Genomic DNA, 17158 nt, shown 5'->3' on the forward strand with positions numbered 1-17158 from the left:
TACCTTCATAATATAAGACCTCCGAAAGCAGCGCTTATCATATCGTCTTCGCAGCCATAAAAAGGAATAGCAATACTGCGTTGGATCCGCGCGATACGTGCGCGTTCTTTGTCGTCCTTGATACTGCCAAGATCAATGGCGCGGTACGCCATGCGTTTTTGACTCTGAGAGTCGTCCGGAAGCGCTGCGAAAAGGCAGCGGAATTCCCACCAATGCAGATAGTCAATGCCGATGAGATCAATTCCGTAGTATCGGCGGAAATCCCCGAGAATGTACCGTGAGTCTATCCGCCAGTCGAGAACAGGCGGTCTTGTTATTGAGTCTTCGACATCTGCGTCTGCGTCGTCATCATCGCAGGCATCAGGCTCAAGCTGCTTAGCGCTGTAAAAGTCAAAGAGAGCGCTCACAGTTTCATCGGTTATTTTCTTGGGGCGTACCTCAAACCAATTCGCCAGCATATAAACTTTGTTATATCTATCGACGTCCTGGTCACGCATCAAGTCCGCAAAACGGAGCCAGTCCCTAAAGTCGGTAAGGATCGGGCAGGCTTTGCCCTCGACCTCGACGCTCTCAGGGAATGGCTCATATAACGCGTTAATCATTTCTTCTTTGCGCGACGCTGCTTTCGGTTAGGGGTGTACTTGGCGAGGCGAGCAGATCTCTGCTTGGCGTCCGCCTCGAATTGTGCCTGGGCAAAATCAAGGAAGCTGAGGTATATCTCCTCGTATGCTGAGATGCTGGTCGGTACACCTTCAAATATCTGCTCTGACGTGCCCTCACCAAAGATAGTGTCAAAAAGCTTTTCAAACAGGCTACAGCAAGCGCGGATCCTTTCGGAAGCTTTACCGTCTTTCGGTATCAGCTTTTCCGCGTCAGTCATATCCTCAAAAGCGTTTTCATAACGTTCAACTGCATCGGCGTCGGTAAGATCGAGCTCGAATTCTTTACCGTTGATTTGCCATTTTTTCTGGCTCATAGGCTCATTCCTCCATTATTATTCTTCTCCCTGAGGCTCGTCTTCGGGTTCTTCCTCAGCCTGCTCCTCGGGTTCGTTCTGTTCTTCGGAGCCGACTTCCTCAGCTCCGGCTACCTAATTGGACGCTTCAGTGAATGTGACTGTCTGGAAGTCGTCGGCTGTTGCAGCAGTGCCCTTGATGAGCTCGCCCTTGCAGCGGAAGTTGCCGCTGTAAGTGTAGACGTTGATGTTATCGCCCTCTGAATTAGGAATAACAGCAAAGTCGCGCTTCCATGCGTCGTTAGTCTCAGTGTCCACTATGATGATAGGTCTTACTGCATCGTCACCAAGCAGCTCATCATTTGTGATCTTGATGATGTCTTCCTGGACAGGCAGATTTCTGTGCTTGTCAAAGGCGTATGCGATGCTGGGATTGTATCCCATTACATCAGTTACGCCGAAAGGCTCGTCCACATACTGCCTGCCATACTCGATAGGGTTCTGAGACTTGGCGAGCTGCGTAAACTTCTTCATTCTGTAGAATGTCGTAGTTGTCGTGGAGCCACTCGTTTCTGTTACGCCGTAGAATGCAACGATCTTATGGCGCTGTACGATTTTTACATCTGACATTATTTTATTCCTCCTCGTAAATTAATCGGAGCTGGATCTGGTATCTTGCTGTATCAGCCTCTGCTGATAATGGGTATCCCCGGGTAAGGACTTCGATACTTACGGGCACCCGTCCATCAAGAGCGGGAAGGTTGCCGTTAGAGTTATTGTCCTCAATCCAGTCTTCAAATTTTTCGTAAAAATGGAGGTTTTCAATGCAGGTAGCGACCTGTGCATTGTAATCCTCCCTGCTTGCAAACAAGAACAGAAACTGCTTCAAACAGTCTCCGTCAATGTAGCGCTTATAAACGGGATCGCACGGAACAGCCTCAATATCATACTCAATGGACTGATCGCCCAGGTAGTCAACATTACACAGGCAGCCGTCCTTAAGCTCCGGAAAGCCAAGAATATAGTCCCTGAGGCATTCAATTAAAGGTCGTTTCATATTTTTCTGCTCACCCTTTTCAGTATTTCTTCCTTATGGTCAGCTTTCATGCGCTCAAAGAAAAATGGACCCCTGAGCCCTTTTGTTCCCTTCTTGCGGTTCATACCCTCTTTACCGAGGCCGCGATTCACATAATACTGCTCTTTAGCGTATGGAGCTGTATACTCTATAACGCCGGAGCCTATTTTAGTGCCTGAGATACCGCTTTTCTTCATCATGCCTGTTCTGAAGGGGACATAGGGGTCTGAGAGCCTAAGCACTTCGCTATCAATAGTCTTCTGGGCTTCGGCAAAATATTTTTTGCGCTCTACATCAAAGTTAGCATTGAGCTTAAGGCCAACAAAATTAATCATCTGGCTGTCACCTCGATGTGCTGAACAGCTGCGGATCCGTGTCGGAAGTCACCAATGTATGTTATGGTGAGGGCGTCCTTTGGCGGCTCTGCCGCGTCGGTAATATATAATGCTACACGGTCATCCTTCTTTGGAAGGTACGACGATGACGCAGCGGGTATTGACAGGAAGACTTCATCGGACGACGCCCTATCGGCTCCGGTGCCTATTCCTCTTTCGTCCTCCACAAAAAGTGCTCCAACTCTATGTCTTACATACGCTGCTGATCTTGTTTGTGGATCAACTATTTTTTCGTAAATGGTGCATCCTTCTCTGTTTGTCATCATTATGGATCAACTCCCCGAAAAAGAAGTCCTGTGCGGCCTAAATGCCTTAGTATTATGGCCGAACATACGTCGTCAAGTCCTGCGGTGGCGCCCTTGAGCTGAGCGCCCAGAACTTCTGAACTGGACCTGTACGATACACTGTATTTACTATTGGTTTCGGAAGCGATTATGCCGCTGCTGCTGTTTCCGCTTGCGGATGTGAAAGCAGCTTCCAGCGTGATCGGATAAATTTGTTCTGCAAGCTCGCAGCAGCAGCGCTTAACCACCTCCTCGTGCTCCGTAGGGACGCCTTTCTCTATCCTTCCGAAGGTGGCCGCATTGATACGGTCAGTTGCTTTGGACGCGACAGAAGGGTACTTCTCCTCGGGAATCAGGTCTCCGCCGTAAGTACCCGAGTAGTATGCGTAATCAGCGAAGATCGTCATAGTATCACCTCTTACGCGATATCATCCGCTGTAACAGTAAGGTAAGTTACAGCCTTAACCTTGCCCGAGCTGAGGTTTACGATCTCAATGACATCACCTGCAGAAACCTCGATTGCTGTTGTGCCTGATGTGAGTGAAGTTCCAGCGTAGGCAGAACTTGTCATATCGAAGGACGCTCTCTCAGAGGGGTTCTTCTTATACGCGTAAGTTGTACCCGTATTGCCTGCTGTAACTGTTGCAACCGTCTTGCCGGTTGAGCCTTCGCCTGTAGCCTTTGCAAGGGAAGCAGTAAGGGAGCCGGGGGCATATACCGCACGAATAGCAACGCTGCGGAGAACCTTGTGGCCATAAACTCTACGGCCCTGCACAGCGGACGCGCCGATGTAATTACCTGAGCCAGAGAGGTCCTGGATCTTGATAGGAACCTGCCACTCATGTGCTCTGGTTGCGAATCTTGGGTGCCCTGCGAGCATGGCAAGATTTGCTGTGTCATCGTTCCACTCCTTGACGAGGAAGCCCGCGATTTTACCTACGATGCCAGTTACCTTTACATCGTCTCCGAGAGATGATGCGCTGATGAACTCAGGGCTCTTAAGGATAAGTGCCATAGTATCAGGGGTAACAAGCAGATACCTTTTGCCGTCGTCGGGGATCTTAGCCTTCGACATGATCTTGCGAATATCAACGATGGTCTCGTAGATATTTGTTTTTGTGATCTGCGCGACATTTGTGGCTGTGGATCCTGCGAGCAGTACAGTGCCGCCGTCCGTGTCGATCTGAGAAGCGAGGCTGTAGCCCGCGCTGTCGAGTCTGTCAGCTACGATATTGTCGGGGACAGAGTCTGCGTCGTAGCCGTCGATAACTTCGTTGACGGCCTTGTCCTTGTTGATAACAAGGTCAGTGTAGCTCGTAGAGCCATTTGTGGGAGCGATACCATTAGCCTTATCATAGTCAGATACAGCTACCTCAGTATCGCGCACGGGAATCTTTACAGAGCCCGAAGTCGGATCGCCCTCATAGTCGTTGTTGAAGACAAAGCCGTCGGAAAGAACGAGTTCATTTCTGAGCTTTGCAAGAACAAGATCAGAGTAGCGTGCCTGTAATTCATGTGCCATAATTCTTTTCCTCCTTTAGTTCTTAGGTATAAGATTAGGGTTTTTAGCGTAAAACGCTTTTTCAACAGCACTCATGGCCTGAGGCGTGTTGCCTGATGTAGGGGCCGCAGCTTTCTCCTGGGGGTTAGGAGCGAAAGCGTCGGCGTGGCTCTCGCGGAATGCCTGGACAATGTCATCTCCACCGATGAGCTTGTCGCCGTCGAACTTCAGCTGCTTATCCTCCAGCAGCTTTGTGACGTGCGCCTCGTACACATCGTTCTTCAGATGGAGTCCCTTGACATACTGCGCGAGTTTTGTGCGGTGCTCAAATGCAGCGCGTTCCTGTTCGGCAGCTTCTGCCTTTGCCTTCCAGTCATCGGCGGACTTCTTTATGCCCTCGATGTCCATATCCTTGAAAGACTGGATCGTGGTGTTAGCCTCGTCGAGTGACTTCTGAATAGCAGCAGTGCTGTCCTTTTCGGTTTTGATGTCGGCATTGTAGGTGTCGATTATCGACTTGACCGCCTTTTCATCGGTTATGCCGAGATCTTCGAGAAATTTCTTATTGAGCATGATTCGCCCTCCTTGTTTAAGAGTATAAAAATAGCACTTGCAACTTAGTTTCAAACTGATTGCAAATGCTTGTAAACATTATTCAATTACGATATGCTCCATAGCAGCTCGTGCTATCAGAGCGGAGCAGTAGTCTGACATAGCCTGTACCTGCCCGTCATAGATCATTCTCGGACAAGTCGGCGTGAAGTCCAGTTCTCCCTTATCCCATTTGTCGAGCATGGCTTCCAGCTTTTCAAGTCTCGTTTTAACCTGGTAGTATTCGGCCTTGAAGCGATCCTTGTAGTCGTCGGACTGCATGAGCTCTATCGTTTCTTTAAGCTCCATTCTTATCACCACCTTTTTAGGTATAAAAATAGCACTTGCGAGGGACATTCATGTCCTTAGCAAATGCTTATTTCTCTTTAAGTTCTACGCAGAATACGTCATCCCAGTTATAAATGCCGACCCAGGCGCCCTTCTGCTTTACCATGATGGCTCTGCCATCGTAACCATAGTCGTCCCACTCTCCTTTACCGTAGGAGATCGTATCACCGTTTTTGAAGGTGATCTCTATTCTGTCAGCGTGCTCCACTATACCACCACCTTTCGTGCATCTTTTGTGCAAATACGCACGTTACCTCTGAAGCTCTTTCTGAGGGCGGCCTTCCATATAGCGTATAGCTTCATTGATATGAAAGATCGCCATCTGATTAGCTGCACTCGTGTACTTTTTCATCTTCTGGAGATCCCTGAGGTGATCGCGTACCGTCTCAAGCATATCATAGTCGTTGAGGTCGAACAGCAGCTTTTCAATTCTCAGATCGTCTATTTCTTCCTTAGTCGGCACGGGACCACCTCCTTTAGGCTATAAGAAAACCGCCTTGTTACGGGCGGTTTAAAAATCATCTTCCCACATTGAGGAGTACTCGCAGCGGCTGCACTGTTCCTTAGCCTTTTCGGCATTAATATTAAGGCCGTTGAGCTCAGGTACGGAGTCAATCTTAAGAATACCGTCGCCAACCTGCGTTGTCTCATAACAAAGCTCACAGCCTATTGCCTTTCCGAATATCGGGCATACTCTGGCAGCTACCAAAGCATTAGTATCAGGGTTCGACATACCTTTTTATCACCTCTCGAATAGTTTTTTCCTCGTCGTCAAAGTTTTCTTTCGACCATGCTGTCTTGTAGTACCATTTGTCTTCATATCTGGTTATCGTCACTGCTCCTTTTTCTGATCTAAAGGTCTGACGCTGACCATTCCACTGAACGAACATAACGTTGGCCTCATCCATAAAAGACTTTAAGTCGGCCTCTGTTATATTGCGTTCTTTCATACGCTTGAAGATATGACCCGGCTCGATATTACCAGGCGTGGGGTCGTTCTCAAGGAGGGCGTTTTTAGGTTTAGCGGGCAAAGCTATACCAGTTTTTTTAAAGCCTGCTTCCTTGAGCTTATATGTAACCATGAAATAATTGAAATCGCTGTCGGGATATTTTTGTATGTATTCATTGTACTTACGCTGTATATTGCCTATATTTATTATATCATTTTTGTCTAATTTTTTCAAGAGGTTTTTGTTTGCCCATACTGCTTTTTGGCTCAGGCTCTTGTCAAAGCCGTTCACCCATACCCGGGTACCGTCGGGAAGCTGTCCTGTCTCCTCAAGGAAGTTCTTGAGGCACTTTTCTGCTTCCTTTAGCTTTACAGACTCAGTGTCGAACATACCCTGCATTTGCTTTTTTACATCCTCGTTCGTAGCTGAAGCCAGCCCTGCATTAGCAGCAGAGACGCTTCGCTTCTTGTCTCTTATATCACGCTCAAGAGCGCGCTGCATCTGGTCCATCTCGTATTCAGTGTACATCTGCCCATCGTACTCGATATTCTTAGCGTTGAGCTCACTAAGCCGTTCATCGGAGTAGGCCCTTGTACTTATGCCTTCAAAGAACGGAAACCAGTCATGCCTGCAGTTCCAGCCACCGAAGCCGTCGCCGGATCCGTAGCCAATCTCCTTAAGCGAGTAAACTTTTGCACCGTCAATATACCTGCCTGCATTCTTTCCGGACAGACTGACAAGTTTGCCCTGCCACTCTGCGTGCTTTGGGCGTGCTCCTGCATGAGCTGTTATCTCCATAAGATCTGCGCCCATATCAGAGGCATTAGTAACTGAGAGTTGCCGCACTGTCTGGCCGACGCCCGTGAGAACAGAGCGCCGTATGGCCACATCAAGCTTGTCCTTATGCCCCGAAGGATACCAAACATAAGCACCGCCGTCGGCAGCAGCTTGAACAGCACGACGGATAGCAGTGCCGTAGTCCATAGCCCCTGAGCTCACTTGCATATAGGCGCTGTCACAGGCCGTGACGTACAGCTGCTGCGTCGCTATCGCTGTTGTAAGTGTGAGGTTCTTCAGCTCGCCTGCGCACTTTGCATAGCCCGCTTCGAGGACCTGTGCAGCAGCAGGGGAGAGCTTGGTAATACTTCCGAGGCCTGCTTGCTCGTAAAAGAAATTGTCATTCTGTATAGACTGAATACCCGCATCCTGGAAAAGTGCTCTGACCTGGTTTTCGGTTGCGTCTGAGCGCTTTGCTATCTCGGCGAGTATATCATCAAATAACATTCCTGACTCTTGGAGCTGCTTTGCCTGCCAAGCGGTAGCTTCGCTTACGCGGCCCAATCGGATTATGCGCCGCACCATATCATTTATGATCGAGTTCTCAAGGTCATTGTAGATCACCATTAGCTGATCGCAAAGGTGGTCATACTCCGAGGGGGTTAGCATTTCCGCCTCCTATTGTTGGCGAGGTGTTACCGAAAAGCGCCTCCGCTTTAGGCATGAGCTCCGCGGCAGCCTCCTCATCACAGGAGAAGTACCACATGACGAACTGCTCCTTTGTCAGCATACCTGCCGATACCATTTGCATCCTACGAGCGAACTCCTTATCGACATCTTCAAGGACGCCATCGCCGAATGTGCTTGTAACCTCGACATCAGACGCGCCGCGGTTCTCGTAGTAGTTCCGCAGGTATGACAGCCCATAGGCAGCTCCGCCAAGAGCAGGCCGCAGGCCCTCCTGTATATCGTGAACTCGGTCATAACTGCGCTGCTTTGACGCCTTTATCTCCTCTGCGGTCTTCTCGACGTCCTCTACTTCTGATAACGTGCCATAAGCCAGTCCGCAGTTATTTTCAATGCGGCGAAGGATCTGATTGAATGCATGAAAGTAAGAGGTATCGCGTATTTCCGGAGAGAATGTATTGAAAAGGTCTTTGCCATTGCCCGTGTTCTCGTATGTATGGAACATACGCTCACGGCCACGCGGAAGAATAGGCTTGCCGTCTCTCATACGGAAGAAATCAAGAGAGGCGTCGATCGCGCGCTCAGAGGACTCCAGCTCCCAAAGAATACGTTCCCAGTGCTCATCTGCATCGCGTATGAGGTCTACAGCATCCGCGTATACTGATATACCAAGTGCGGAGTCAGGATCCACGTTATTGGCGTCCGGCACCTGGAAGATAGAGAACAGCGGCTGCGTAACGCCGTCGAACACCTTGCGCGGGAGGATGTCAGTCCATGCGGGGACCTCAGAGAGCTTACACTCGCGTCCAAGAAACGCAGGGTTATCTGAGCGGAAGCATAAATTTCTAATCGAATGCTGCTGCGCCCCGGCATTATACTCATGCACCTCTACTCGTGTATAACTTATCTTGCCGATTACCACGGTCTCAGGGCAGGCAACAGAGGTGCATACATCATCTGAGAATGATATCGGAAGGTACTGGTTCTGGAGGACTATATCTACCTTTGGAGCTCCTGTCCAGTATGGCTTTAGGAGCAGGCCGCCGACTGCGAGGCCATAATCAAGCTTTCGCCGCAGAGACGGCAGCATCCTCTGCCATGCAGCGTTCAGCTCAGGGTCGTTTACCTCTGAGGCAAACTCCTTAAGTGTCAGTCGCTTAATCTCCTTGGAGACTATAGACGGAAGTCTAAGCGGTTTCACACGAATTTTCTGCCACGAAGCCGTGTTTTTGAAAAGGTTCTCCCAGGACGTCATTGCCTCCGCCATTTTGGCGCTTATGATGCAGGGAGCGCCTATCGCAGCAGCAATTTGCGTAGCGTCTATCATATTATCCCTCACTTCTGAGCTCCCTAAGAGCTCGTTTCATGCTTGTTTCGACAAAGTATCTCATGTCATCCATGGCGTGGTCGAATTGCTTAACCGGGGCGTCAGGTCCCTTTTTTGCCGCTCCCTGAGTGTCCCAACAATAGAGACTAAACTCTCTTATGGTGTCGGCGCAGTCAGGTGAAAAATGCAGGTACCCCAACTGCAGTAGCGTCGAAGTGTCGCGAATGCCATCAAGAACAGAGTTGTCTGCCTTGCGCACTCTAAACTTACCATGCCGCCGTATGCACTCAATAAAGCTCGCAGCCGAAGGATCCACAATGACATAAACGATATCGAGATCCCCAGCGAGCTTTTCAAGCTCAGCATAGTGCTCCTCGTCTGTCCTGGACACGCCGACCTTGCGCGCGTCGTAGTAATACTCTTTGACACGGTAAGCGTGATTGTTATAGCCGAGATGCCACAAGCCCATTGACGTAGGATTGACCGTACCGTAGTCGATGCTTATATAGTAATCGCCTTCGGCATCTTCTGGTAGGGCACCGAGGTGCTTACTGCGGTCAAACATAGGGTAAATGAGTCCTTCTGCAACAGCCCATTTGCCGAGAACATATCGGTCATAAAAAACGCCGGAGAAAAGAGACTTCGTGCGTTCTATCTTCTCTGGCGACATAATAGGGTTATCTTCCATGGTAAAGTGGACGCGTTCGGCGTGCTTTTCAGCAGCCTTACGTATCCACTGCGTATTAAACCAGTGCTCAGGACCGTCGGGATTGCAGTTGAACCAGATTCTTGCATCGCTTACCGACAATGTTCTTGCGATAGCCTGATCAACAAAGCTCTCAGGTTGCAGAGCTACTTCATCAAATAATACGCCTGCGAGAGTGAGACCCTGGATCAGCTTGTAGCTGCCCTCGTCCTTTCCTCCGAATATGTAGAAATAGTTAGCATGGCCGCCGCCTGATACAACAAGAATGTGCTTGCTGCTATTGTACTTAACGTGGTAGTAATATGTAACGTCAGTCATTTGCTGAATAGTATTGACAATATTCCTCTCTGCCGCCTGTACAGTATTTCCACAGATGCCGAAATTCATATCGGTGAAGCATTTCATCGCCCAGTGGACGAAGCTGCACGTCATCGCAGCAGTCTTTCCGGAACGGACGGATCCGTCGCAGATTAAAGCATAGCTGTCTGACTTATACGGCCATTTGAATATTTTACGCTGCTTCTTAGAAAGCTTCTCAAATGTCATTCGCTGCTCTCCTCTGGCTCAGGCTCTATGCTTTCGTCGTCGCCTTCCTCAAGAGCCTTGAATAGCTTAGGAAGCTCCTGCTCACCTGCAGCTGTCATCTGCTCGGTGAACAGCCCGAAATGCTTACCAAGCAATTCAAGTGCTCTGAGCTTATCGTAGGAGCTGACCTCGGTACCGTATTTGCCCTCTTTAATACCCGATATAGTCTTTTTTGCTTCGGTGCTGAGCCTATCAGTGGGAGTAAGCCTAACGACGCCGTAGTCGTCCACTTTCGCGAGCTCCGTGCGATCTGAGAACGCTATTGCGGCCAGTTCATTAATAACTTTGTCCGCAGATATTCCCGTGCGTTTTGCCTGCTCTTTGCGTAATTTCTCGATATATTGCGAAACGTTATTTTTCGTAATAAGCTGGCGGCCTATGTTCGGGTCTTTGTATCCGGCTCTTGCTGCCGCCTGCGTTGCGTTGAGGTCGACGAGGTACTCCTCGCAGAACCTCTTCTGTTTTTCTGTGAGTTTCATCTCATCGCCTCCCTTCTGTATAACAAAAATACCGCCTCAGTTGAGACGGTATTTTTGTTCTTTGAACGGTGGTTTGTTCGACCAAAGAGGTCTTGGCCTCTGATGCAGGACTCGAACCTGCTGTTGACCCTGACGACATTAACTTTGCCGTCGTATCAGAGAAGGGGCGCCCGAATGCCGGAGACAACAGCATTCGGGACGATTTGGAAAACATAAAGCCATTTCCTATAGAAGGGGCCCCGCGATCACGGAACCATTGAAAGACAAGACATGAAAAATGCGTACAGTGATCGCCTTTTTGCAAACTTCTACGAATACAGTATAGCATACTTGACAGCGGACGTCAATAGGAAAAAGCGGACATCAGCGGACATAGGCGGACATCTTTTCGAGTGCCTCACTGTAAAGTCGTCTTTCGTGCCTTGATGAGTACCCGATCGCCTTCGCTGCTTTGCCCGGTTCAATACAGGCGAGGTGACGATAGATCAATATTGACTCAAGCCTGCTGTCATGAAGTCTCCTAATACCACCCCTTATTTCTTCGTCAAGCTCGCGGACCCTAAGTACCTGCGCATTGATCTCCTTGTCTATATCAGCAAGCTCATCGCAGTATTCGGCAAGTGCGAGCTCCATTGCATTTTCATTACTTTCGCCGCCGGTGCTGCCGCCGTATTTTACGCCTTTAAGCCCTACGGATCCTGCTATGGAATGCCTGTACGCTCTTAATGCTTTCAGTTTTATGTTTGCTTCAAAAGCTCTGTTCAGCCATTTTGCGGTAACTCTTTGTTTATCTGTCATCTCATCTTTCCTCCATTCCTCGTCTGAGACGTACCCCTTGTTGCCAGCGCAGTGTACGATAACTGCCGCCGACACTAATGTTATGATTATCGGGACTATTATCCCCGGCATACTTTCGCCTCCTTGCCGATAAGTTTCTCAGCCTCTGCCTGATGGCGCCATTCATATCTGCACTCGCCCTCACTGCACTGGCCTGCATATCTGCAGCTCACACAGTCTCCATACCCGAGGCGCTGCACGTCATTCATTGCACTTCCAAGAAGCTTTATCGACTCAGCTCTGCTTGCTTCAAGCTCATTGACATAAGCAATTATCTCCGGCTCTGTAAACCATCTTCCCTTAATAAACATCCTCATTGTCCTCCCGGGTAAGCCCCATTTCGCCTCTCATCTCCAGGAAGTGCTGCTCCGCCTGCTTTCTGCCGATGTGCATTCCCATAAGGTAGATTGCCAGGGCCGCCGCGGCCGATGCTATAACTAAGATCATCAATACTCACCTCGCAGTATCATATCAAATGCTATAATTTCCATTTTACAAGCTACTATTTTACCGCATACAGGGCAATAAAAGAACGTAGGCGGGCAAAATGTTATTGGACTGAGAGCCTTAATAAGATCATCCGTATTCATCTTCTACTCCTTTCCGACCTTCTTTACGATCTTGTCGTACAGCTCGTTTGCCTTGTTCTGATCCTTATAGTTCGCGAAGAACGCCGCCCTCAGAACAGGACGCGTCTCCTGTAGGAGCTTCCACAGCTCCATGTTCTCTTTTTCCATTGCCGCCATGTGCAGCACGTCAGTATCGCTCATTATTTGCCCTCCTCAAAAATCGTAATAAACTCCATGTATTTACGCCGTTTACTGTCGACCTTTTTCATTTTGCCGATAGCGGCTTTATGCGCCTTCTGATCTCCGCGCTCAAGCGCTGTGTGCCTGAGTGCATCCTGCTGCTTCATTCCGTAGACACATAGCTCGACGCGCTCACCGATTGCGGACTTCCACACTTCCACGGCATTGGTGCCGTAGATCAGATCTGACGCAGTGGCAAGTTTTGCGAGGATCCTTACCTCACGAACTGTGATACGGGCTTTATTGAGGAACTTGTCTGTATCCATAGTCAGGCTCCTATCCTCGCCCATAATCATTTCTACAATCATTTTCCCTTCACTCCCTTGATCCTTGCCTTAAGCGCCGCCAGCAGACTTTCCTGCGTCGCGTCCTTGTCTTGCAGGGAAGCCATTACCATCTCGTCTGCACTGTCCTTGACGATAAGGTGATGTATGATGACCCTGTCCCGTTGTCCTTGCCTGTACAGTCTCGCATTTGCCTGCTGGTAAAGCTCCAGGGACCAGTTAAGACCGAACCAGATGATGTGGCTGCCGCCTGCCTGAAGGTTAAGTCCGTATGCAGCCGATGCAGGGTGCGCAAGCAGCACACTCAGCTCGCGTCGGTTCCAACGGTCTATGTCCTCGGGCGTCTTAAGCTCGCCGAAGTTTACTTTTGCCTTCTGCAGCAGCTGCGATATACGCTGCAGCTCATGTCTGAAGTTGTAGAATACCAGTACGGGCTGCCCCTGGGCTGCTTCGATGAGCTCCATGAATGCTTCGGTCTTGCAGCTGTGTACTTCCACCGGCGTACCGGCAGGGGGGTACGCAGCTCCGCCTGCCATTTGCAGCAGCTTATTCGTCAGGACTGCTGCAGTGCCTGCGTCAAGAGTCTCCTCGTCGACTTCAAGGAACATATCATGCTCGAACTGGTCGTACAGCTTCCTCGCCTTCGGATCCAACTCTACTGGGACGATGATGTCCTGTCTCTCAGGAAGCTCGATATAGTCCTCGGCCTTCATGCTCACGCATATATCTGAGATCTTCTGCTTTATCAGCTGCTCAGCTCCCGGGCGCTCATCGAAGGTGGAGAAGTTGCCGCCGTGGGTATTCTCGTTGAAGTAAGCTCTGCGGTATGCCGTGATACTCTTGCCGAGACGTTCTCCGCTGTCAAGCAGATAGATCTGCGCCCAGAGATCCATAAGGCCGTTAGGAGCAGGCGTGCCGGTGAGCCCGACAAACTTGCTGATGTGAGGTCTTACCCAGGTGAGACACTTGAACCTTTTAGCCTGCGGGTTCTTGAAACTGCTCAGCTCATCGGCGACAACCATGTCGAACTTCCAGTCATTTCTGTAGTGATCTACAAGCCATTGCACATTCTCACGGTTGATAACATAGATGTCCGCAGGCGTGTTCACAGCTCTGATCCTCTGCGCAGCTGTACCGAGAACCTTTGAGATCCTCAGGTGCTTGAGGTGATCCCACTTCTGAGCTTCGCTGCTCCATGTTGCTTCTGCGACCTTCTTAGGCGCGATGACTAAAGCCCGGTTTATCATGAAGCGATTATACTTCAGGTCGTTAATGGCCGTTAGTGTTATTACAGTCTTGCCCAAGCCCATATCCAGCAGCAGCCCCACCGCAGGATCTGTGATGATCCTGTTGATGCAGTAGGTCTGATAGTTATGTGGCGTGAATTGCATCTCTTATCACCTCCCTGACCTTTGCTTTTGTGTCCACGTCAGAGTAGACACGGCAGCCAAGGTCTCTCATTCGTTTCTGCTGCTGCCGCTGCTTCGGCGTGCTTTTCTTTCCTTCGGATTTCGTCTCTACAAAGAATACTTTCCCTCCTGGGAGAATGCAAAGCCTGTCCGGCACTCCTGTCTCGCCGGGCGAGACAAACTTATACGCCTTTCCCCCCAGCTTCTTTATTTCATCCCTGAGGTAAGCCTCAGTGACTTTTTCGCTTTCCATTATGGCGCCCTCCAGTAATCTTCAAGTTCTCCTGTTGCCTCGTTTACCATAAATTTTGGCTCCAGTATGATGCCGAGGTTTTTTCTCGCAGCCTTTAACTCGTTTTGTCCGAAGCCTGCTTTTAAGGCTTCAGCTCTTATCGTCCTTCTTGGTTGCAATCTTCCTGTCTTTTCGAGAAAATCGCACAACCACTTTGTGCAGCTCATTTTCTCCATTTTTTTAGCCTCCTTATAACGCGTAATACAGTATATCGTATTATAGGGTTTATAGGGTTACTATACCCCTATATACTCTATCTTTTAATACTTATATATATAAGAATGTTAGAATGTTAGATTATGCCGTTTAACTCGATATTCTTAACTTTGCGCCCTAACAAAAACCTAACATTCCTAACATTCCGAATGTTAGCATTTTTAGTAAAAACCTAACATTCTCCGCGGCTTTTTTGAGAATGTTAGAGTAGAATGTTAGGCCTTTTCGTAACCTCTCTGAGCCCCATAGCCACTAAACCATTGTGTCTTCTCAGCTCTCTTCCAGCCTTCCATTCTTGATAGTATGTCGTTTAGCTCACGGGCGTCTGATTTCTTCATGTACTTTACGTCGCCGCCGAAGCACTCAACCCATATTTCAAGCGCGCATACTCTTGTACGCTCGATAAGGTTTTTGTCATCTTTGCGGCCAAACTCATTTGACCAGTATACTTTACGTTCTGATATACTGCGTTTACTCCAGTCTGCCGGTATCTTCCTTTCAATGAATTCGCGGACGATACCTTCCTTTGCATTTGCTTCTCTGTGGGACTCCTGCTCCACTAAGGCAGCGGCCGCAGCTGCGCCCTCAAGGTAAAGCTTTTCCCCGACCTGCCATCTGACATAGGCTTCCGCCCAGATCTGAGGTGCTTCGAGCTCAAGCTCTGTGAACACAGATTTCGTAGGAGCTTTGGCCATGCAATCTATCGGCCAGAAGCGACGACCGCCGGTGCTGTCCTTGAGGTACTCTTTCTCATTAGAGGTGCCGAAGAACACACAGCGCCTCGGATAACGTCCTGTGCGCCTGCCGTATGGTTCTCTATAAATATCATCTGCCTTGCTTAAGAACTGCTTGACCTGGCCGCTCTCGGACTTACTGAGGCCGTTGAGCTCACCGAGCTCTATGATCCAGCTGCCCTGTATCATCTCGCAGGCTTCCTTACCGTCGAAGCTGTCGAGGCTGTCGTTGAACCAGTTGCCCGCCATTATCTTGAGCAGTGTCGATTTACCTATGCCCTGAGGTCCTGATAGGATAGGCATGGTGTCATACTTTACGCCGGGGATCATAGCTCTGGCCACGGCAGCAGTAAAGGACTTCCTTGCTACAGCCCTGGTGTACGGAGTATCCGCGGCGCCCAGGTAATCAATAAAAATGGTATCGAGCCTTGGTATGCTGTCCCACGGTGGGAGAGATCTGAGCCAGTCCTGCACAGCATTGAAGCTATGTCTGCGGAAGCAGAGAGTGCAGGCATCTGTTATTTTGTTGATACCTGTTATACCGTAAGCTCTTTCGAGATAGTGTCTTATGCCGGCATCGTCGTTGTCTGACCAGTCACGCTGCTTCTGTCTGAGATCCCACGGTACGGCGTCCTTGATAAGCACGCGGTTAGAAAAATCATCGAACGCAAACTTATTCTTCAGAAGTGGATCATTTTCAAGTATAATGAGTACGTTATCAATAGTCTTCTGCAGCAAGCCCGTTGATGTAACTACGAGCTTTGACTCCCAGTTGTCATCGACATTAGTGTCGGCCGCAGTCTGAGCTGCGGTCTCAGGCAGGGGCATAGAGAACTCAGCTGCTGCCTTGCCCCTGCGCTCCTTTGTCAGAAGGGTTGTTACTGCGTTGTCGGATGCCGCGAGCTCGCACATAGCAGCGTAGCTCGGCAGCTTAACTGTTGGAGTGCCTTCCTTCGCCTCCGCATCCGTGTCGGAAAACTTATGAAGCCTTACGAGGTCGAACGCATTGCAGAGTTTTCCACCTGCGGGATCCGTAGCGTGATTACTGTATAAGAACTTGCCGTCGTCGTAAATAACCGCACCGCCTGTGGTAGAGCCGCCTGCATAGGTGTATCGGTCGCTCTGAGCGGTTTCTGTATAGACCCCGGGAAGGAACTTGTCCATAGCTGCATATATGTCATAGATGCGGCAGAACGCTCCGACGATACCCGCTTTCTCAGTAGGATCTCCCTGCTTCGCTGCGAGCTTCTTACGCAGCTGAGGCGCGTTAGGCACATCAGGCCACTGTGCTATATCATGCCAGTCTCCATAGAGTGCCAACATACCATCAACTGACAGAAACGGCTTATCCTCCCATGCGTATACATACTGGCTATCGGACGAAGCTGACGGCCAGTACATCAGGCGTGAAGCCTGGAAGGTGGTCGGATCGCAGAGATCAATGCCTATCAGCTCAGCGAGCTTCCTTGCGATCGGCTCATACTCATCTGGGGTGCAGCTCCTGTCAAGAGGGAAAACGCCTCTGAGCCTCGGACGTGCGGGCTCATGCTTTCGCGTAGAGTACACACAGTATCCACAGTTTAGCGATGAGATCCTCTGCAGAACAGTGTTAGTCTGTTCCGCGGGTATACTGTCCATATCAAGTGTAATCAGATCGCGGCCTGTCACTTTGTCCGCTTTTCTTTTCTCACCGTTGAATGTACCGCCCACAAAGCCGCCGACGTCCTTAAGCTCGTCCTGCTTTGCCTTCGGGAGCTGCAGGTAATGTTTTAGCGTTTCCGTGCCTCTAACGGGCGACGCGAGCTTTGTTACCAGCTCGGACCATAAAAGCGCCTGTGCCTTCCACGTTGACGCCTTACGGCTCACGCCCGTTGTTATTACTATTTTTCTATCGTATTGCATTTTTCTGCCTCCCTT

General features: G+C 49.6%; 26 protein-coding genes. All 26 read right to left on the bottom strand.

What is annotated here, in order from left to right; genetic code table 11:
- Positions 1 to 5 precede the first annotated feature (5 nt).
- The 26 genes from DSZ37_RS02945 to DSZ37_RS03060 all read right to left on the bottom strand — a co-directional run bounded on the left by DSZ37_RS02945 (position 6) and on the right by DSZ37_RS03060 (position 17143).
- On the bottom strand, positions 6 to 602 hold the full coding sequence (locus DSZ37_RS02945; RefSeq protein ID WP_109725480.1) for a Gp15 family bacteriophage protein: 597 nt from the start codon (positions 600 to 602) through the stop codon (positions 6 to 8).
- Positions 599 to 976 (bottom strand): DUF6673 family protein, encoded by a 378-nt coding sequence (locus DSZ37_RS02950; protein ID WP_109725481.1) that lies wholly within the window; start codon positions 974 to 976, stop codon positions 599 to 601. Before DSZ37_RS02950 ends, DSZ37_RS02945 begins: the two co-directional genes overlap by 4 nt.
- Positions 977 to 1090: 114 nt before the next feature.
- A complete protein-coding gene (locus tag DSZ37_RS02955; RefSeq protein ID WP_109725482.1) occupies positions 1091 to 1585 on the bottom strand; it encodes a hypothetical protein in 495 nt (164 codons plus the stop codon).
- Between the two features lie 4 nt (positions 1586 to 1589).
- A complete protein-coding gene (locus tag DSZ37_RS02960) occupies positions 1590 to 2012 on the bottom strand; it encodes a hypothetical protein (protein ID WP_109725483.1) in 423 nt (140 codons plus the stop codon).
- Positions 2009 to 2365: a minor capsid protein gene (locus tag DSZ37_RS02965; RefSeq protein ID WP_109725484.1), complete on the bottom strand. Its 357-nt coding sequence runs from the start codon at positions 2363 to 2365 to the stop codon at positions 2009 to 2011. The genes DSZ37_RS02960 and DSZ37_RS02965 overlap by 4 nt, the downstream gene beginning before the upstream one ends.
- Positions 2362 to 2691, bottom strand: a complete 330-nt coding sequence (locus DSZ37_RS02970) for a hypothetical protein (protein ID WP_109725485.1) — start codon at positions 2689 to 2691, stop codon at positions 2362 to 2364. The genes DSZ37_RS02965 and DSZ37_RS02970 overlap by 4 nt, the downstream gene beginning before the upstream one ends.
- A complete protein-coding gene (locus DSZ37_RS02975; RefSeq protein WP_109725486.1) occupies positions 2691 to 3116 on the bottom strand; it encodes a hypothetical protein in 426 nt (141 codons plus the stop codon). Before DSZ37_RS02975 ends, DSZ37_RS02970 begins: the two co-directional genes overlap by 1 nt.
- An 11-nt stretch (positions 3117 to 3127) precedes the next feature.
- Positions 3128 to 4231 carry a hypothetical protein gene (locus tag DSZ37_RS02980; protein WP_109725487.1) on the bottom strand — a complete coding sequence of 368 codons (1104 nt, stop codon included), beginning with the start codon at positions 4229 to 4231 and terminating at the stop codon, positions 3128 to 3130.
- A 15-nt stretch (positions 4232 to 4246) separates the two neighbouring features.
- The gene (locus DSZ37_RS02985) at positions 4247 to 4783 is read right to left on the bottom strand and encodes a phage scaffolding protein (protein ID WP_109725488.1); all 537 of its coding nucleotides are present in this window, start codon (positions 4781 to 4783) and stop codon (positions 4247 to 4249) included.
- Between the two features lie 78 nt (positions 4784 to 4861).
- Positions 4862 to 5110, bottom strand: a complete 249-nt coding sequence (locus DSZ37_RS02990; protein ID WP_109725489.1) for a crAss001_48 related protein — start codon at positions 5108 to 5110, stop codon at positions 4862 to 4864.
- A 67-nt stretch (positions 5111 to 5177) separates the two neighbouring features.
- Positions 5178 to 5357: a hypothetical protein gene (locus DSZ37_RS02995; RefSeq protein ID WP_109725490.1), complete on the bottom strand. Its 180-nt coding sequence runs from the start codon at positions 5355 to 5357 to the stop codon at positions 5178 to 5180.
- A gap of 42 nt (positions 5358 to 5399) precedes the next feature.
- Positions 5400 to 5612: a hypothetical protein gene (locus tag DSZ37_RS03000; RefSeq protein WP_109725491.1), complete on the bottom strand. Its 213-nt coding sequence runs from the start codon at positions 5610 to 5612 to the stop codon at positions 5400 to 5402.
- Between the two features lie 48 nt (positions 5613 to 5660).
- Positions 5661 to 5882, bottom strand: coding sequence for a hypothetical protein (locus DSZ37_RS03005; RefSeq protein ID WP_109725492.1), 222 nt, complete (start codon positions 5880 to 5882; stop codon positions 5661 to 5663).
- Positions 5869 to 7545 carry a phage minor capsid protein gene (locus DSZ37_RS03010; RefSeq protein WP_109725493.1) on the bottom strand — a complete coding sequence of 559 codons (1677 nt, stop codon included), beginning with the start codon at positions 7543 to 7545 and terminating at the stop codon, positions 5869 to 5871. The genes DSZ37_RS03005 and DSZ37_RS03010 overlap by 14 nt, the downstream gene beginning before the upstream one ends.
- Complete coding sequence (locus tag DSZ37_RS03015) at positions 7523 to 8902, bottom strand: hypothetical protein (protein ID WP_146198146.1); 1380 nt, start codon at positions 8900 to 8902, stop codon at positions 7523 to 7525. The genes DSZ37_RS03010 and DSZ37_RS03015 overlap by 23 nt, the downstream gene beginning before the upstream one ends.
- Entirely contained in the window at positions 8892 to 10142 is a 1251-nt protein-coding gene (locus DSZ37_RS03020) for a PBSX family phage terminase large subunit (RefSeq protein WP_109725495.1), read from the bottom strand. Before DSZ37_RS03020 ends, DSZ37_RS03015 begins: the two co-directional genes overlap by 11 nt.
- Positions 10139 to 10660: a terminase small subunit gene (locus DSZ37_RS03025; RefSeq protein WP_109725496.1), complete on the bottom strand. Its 522-nt coding sequence runs from the start codon at positions 10658 to 10660 to the stop codon at positions 10139 to 10141. The genes DSZ37_RS03020 and DSZ37_RS03025 overlap by 4 nt, the downstream gene beginning before the upstream one ends.
- A gap of 363 nt (positions 10661 to 11023) precedes the next feature.
- A complete protein-coding gene (locus DSZ37_RS03030; RefSeq protein ID WP_109725497.1) occupies positions 11024 to 11569 on the bottom strand; it encodes a hypothetical protein in 546 nt (181 codons plus the stop codon).
- Positions 11557 to 11808 (bottom strand): hypothetical protein, encoded by a 252-nt coding sequence (locus DSZ37_RS03035; protein ID WP_109725498.1) that lies wholly within the window; start codon positions 11806 to 11808, stop codon positions 11557 to 11559. Before DSZ37_RS03035 ends, DSZ37_RS03030 begins: the two co-directional genes overlap by 13 nt.
- The gene (locus DSZ37_RS17565; RefSeq protein WP_181380214.1) at positions 11798 to 11944 is read right to left on the bottom strand and encodes a hypothetical protein; all 147 of its coding nucleotides are present in this window, start codon (positions 11942 to 11944) and stop codon (positions 11798 to 11800) included. Before DSZ37_RS17565 ends, DSZ37_RS03035 begins: the two co-directional genes overlap by 11 nt.
- Before the next feature lie 146 nt (positions 11945 to 12090).
- The gene (locus DSZ37_RS17570; RefSeq protein ID WP_181380215.1) at positions 12091 to 12267 is read right to left on the bottom strand and encodes a hypothetical protein; all 177 of its coding nucleotides are present in this window, start codon (positions 12265 to 12267) and stop codon (positions 12091 to 12093) included.
- On the bottom strand, positions 12267 to 12614 hold the full coding sequence (locus DSZ37_RS03040; protein ID WP_109725499.1) for a hypothetical protein: 348 nt from the start codon (positions 12612 to 12614) through the stop codon (positions 12267 to 12269). Before DSZ37_RS03040 ends, DSZ37_RS17570 begins: the two co-directional genes overlap by 1 nt.
- The gene (locus DSZ37_RS03045) at positions 12611 to 13981 is read right to left on the bottom strand and encodes an SNF2-related protein (protein ID WP_109725500.1); all 1371 of its coding nucleotides are present in this window, start codon (positions 13979 to 13981) and stop codon (positions 12611 to 12613) included. Before DSZ37_RS03045 ends, DSZ37_RS03040 begins: the two co-directional genes overlap by 4 nt.
- Complete coding sequence (locus DSZ37_RS03050; RefSeq protein WP_109725501.1) at positions 13962 to 14252, bottom strand: VRR-NUC domain-containing protein; 291 nt, start codon at positions 14250 to 14252, stop codon at positions 13962 to 13964. The genes DSZ37_RS03045 and DSZ37_RS03050 overlap by 20 nt, the downstream gene beginning before the upstream one ends.
- Positions 14252 to 14467, bottom strand: a complete 216-nt coding sequence (locus DSZ37_RS03055) for a hypothetical protein (protein WP_109725502.1) — start codon at positions 14465 to 14467, stop codon at positions 14252 to 14254. The genes DSZ37_RS03050 and DSZ37_RS03055 overlap by 1 nt, the downstream gene beginning before the upstream one ends.
- Positions 14468 to 14722: 255 nt before the next feature.
- Positions 14723 to 17143, bottom strand: a complete 2421-nt coding sequence (locus DSZ37_RS03060) for a virulence-associated E family protein (protein WP_109725503.1) — start codon at positions 17141 to 17143, stop codon at positions 14723 to 14725.
- Between the last annotated feature and the right edge of the window lie 15 nt (positions 17144 to 17158).

The organism is Ruminococcus flavefaciens, assembly GCF_900116855.1.
In the GTDB taxonomy this organism is placed as follows: domain Bacteria; phylum Bacillota; class Clostridia; order Oscillospirales; family Ruminococcaceae; genus Ruminococcus; species Ruminococcus flavefaciens_R.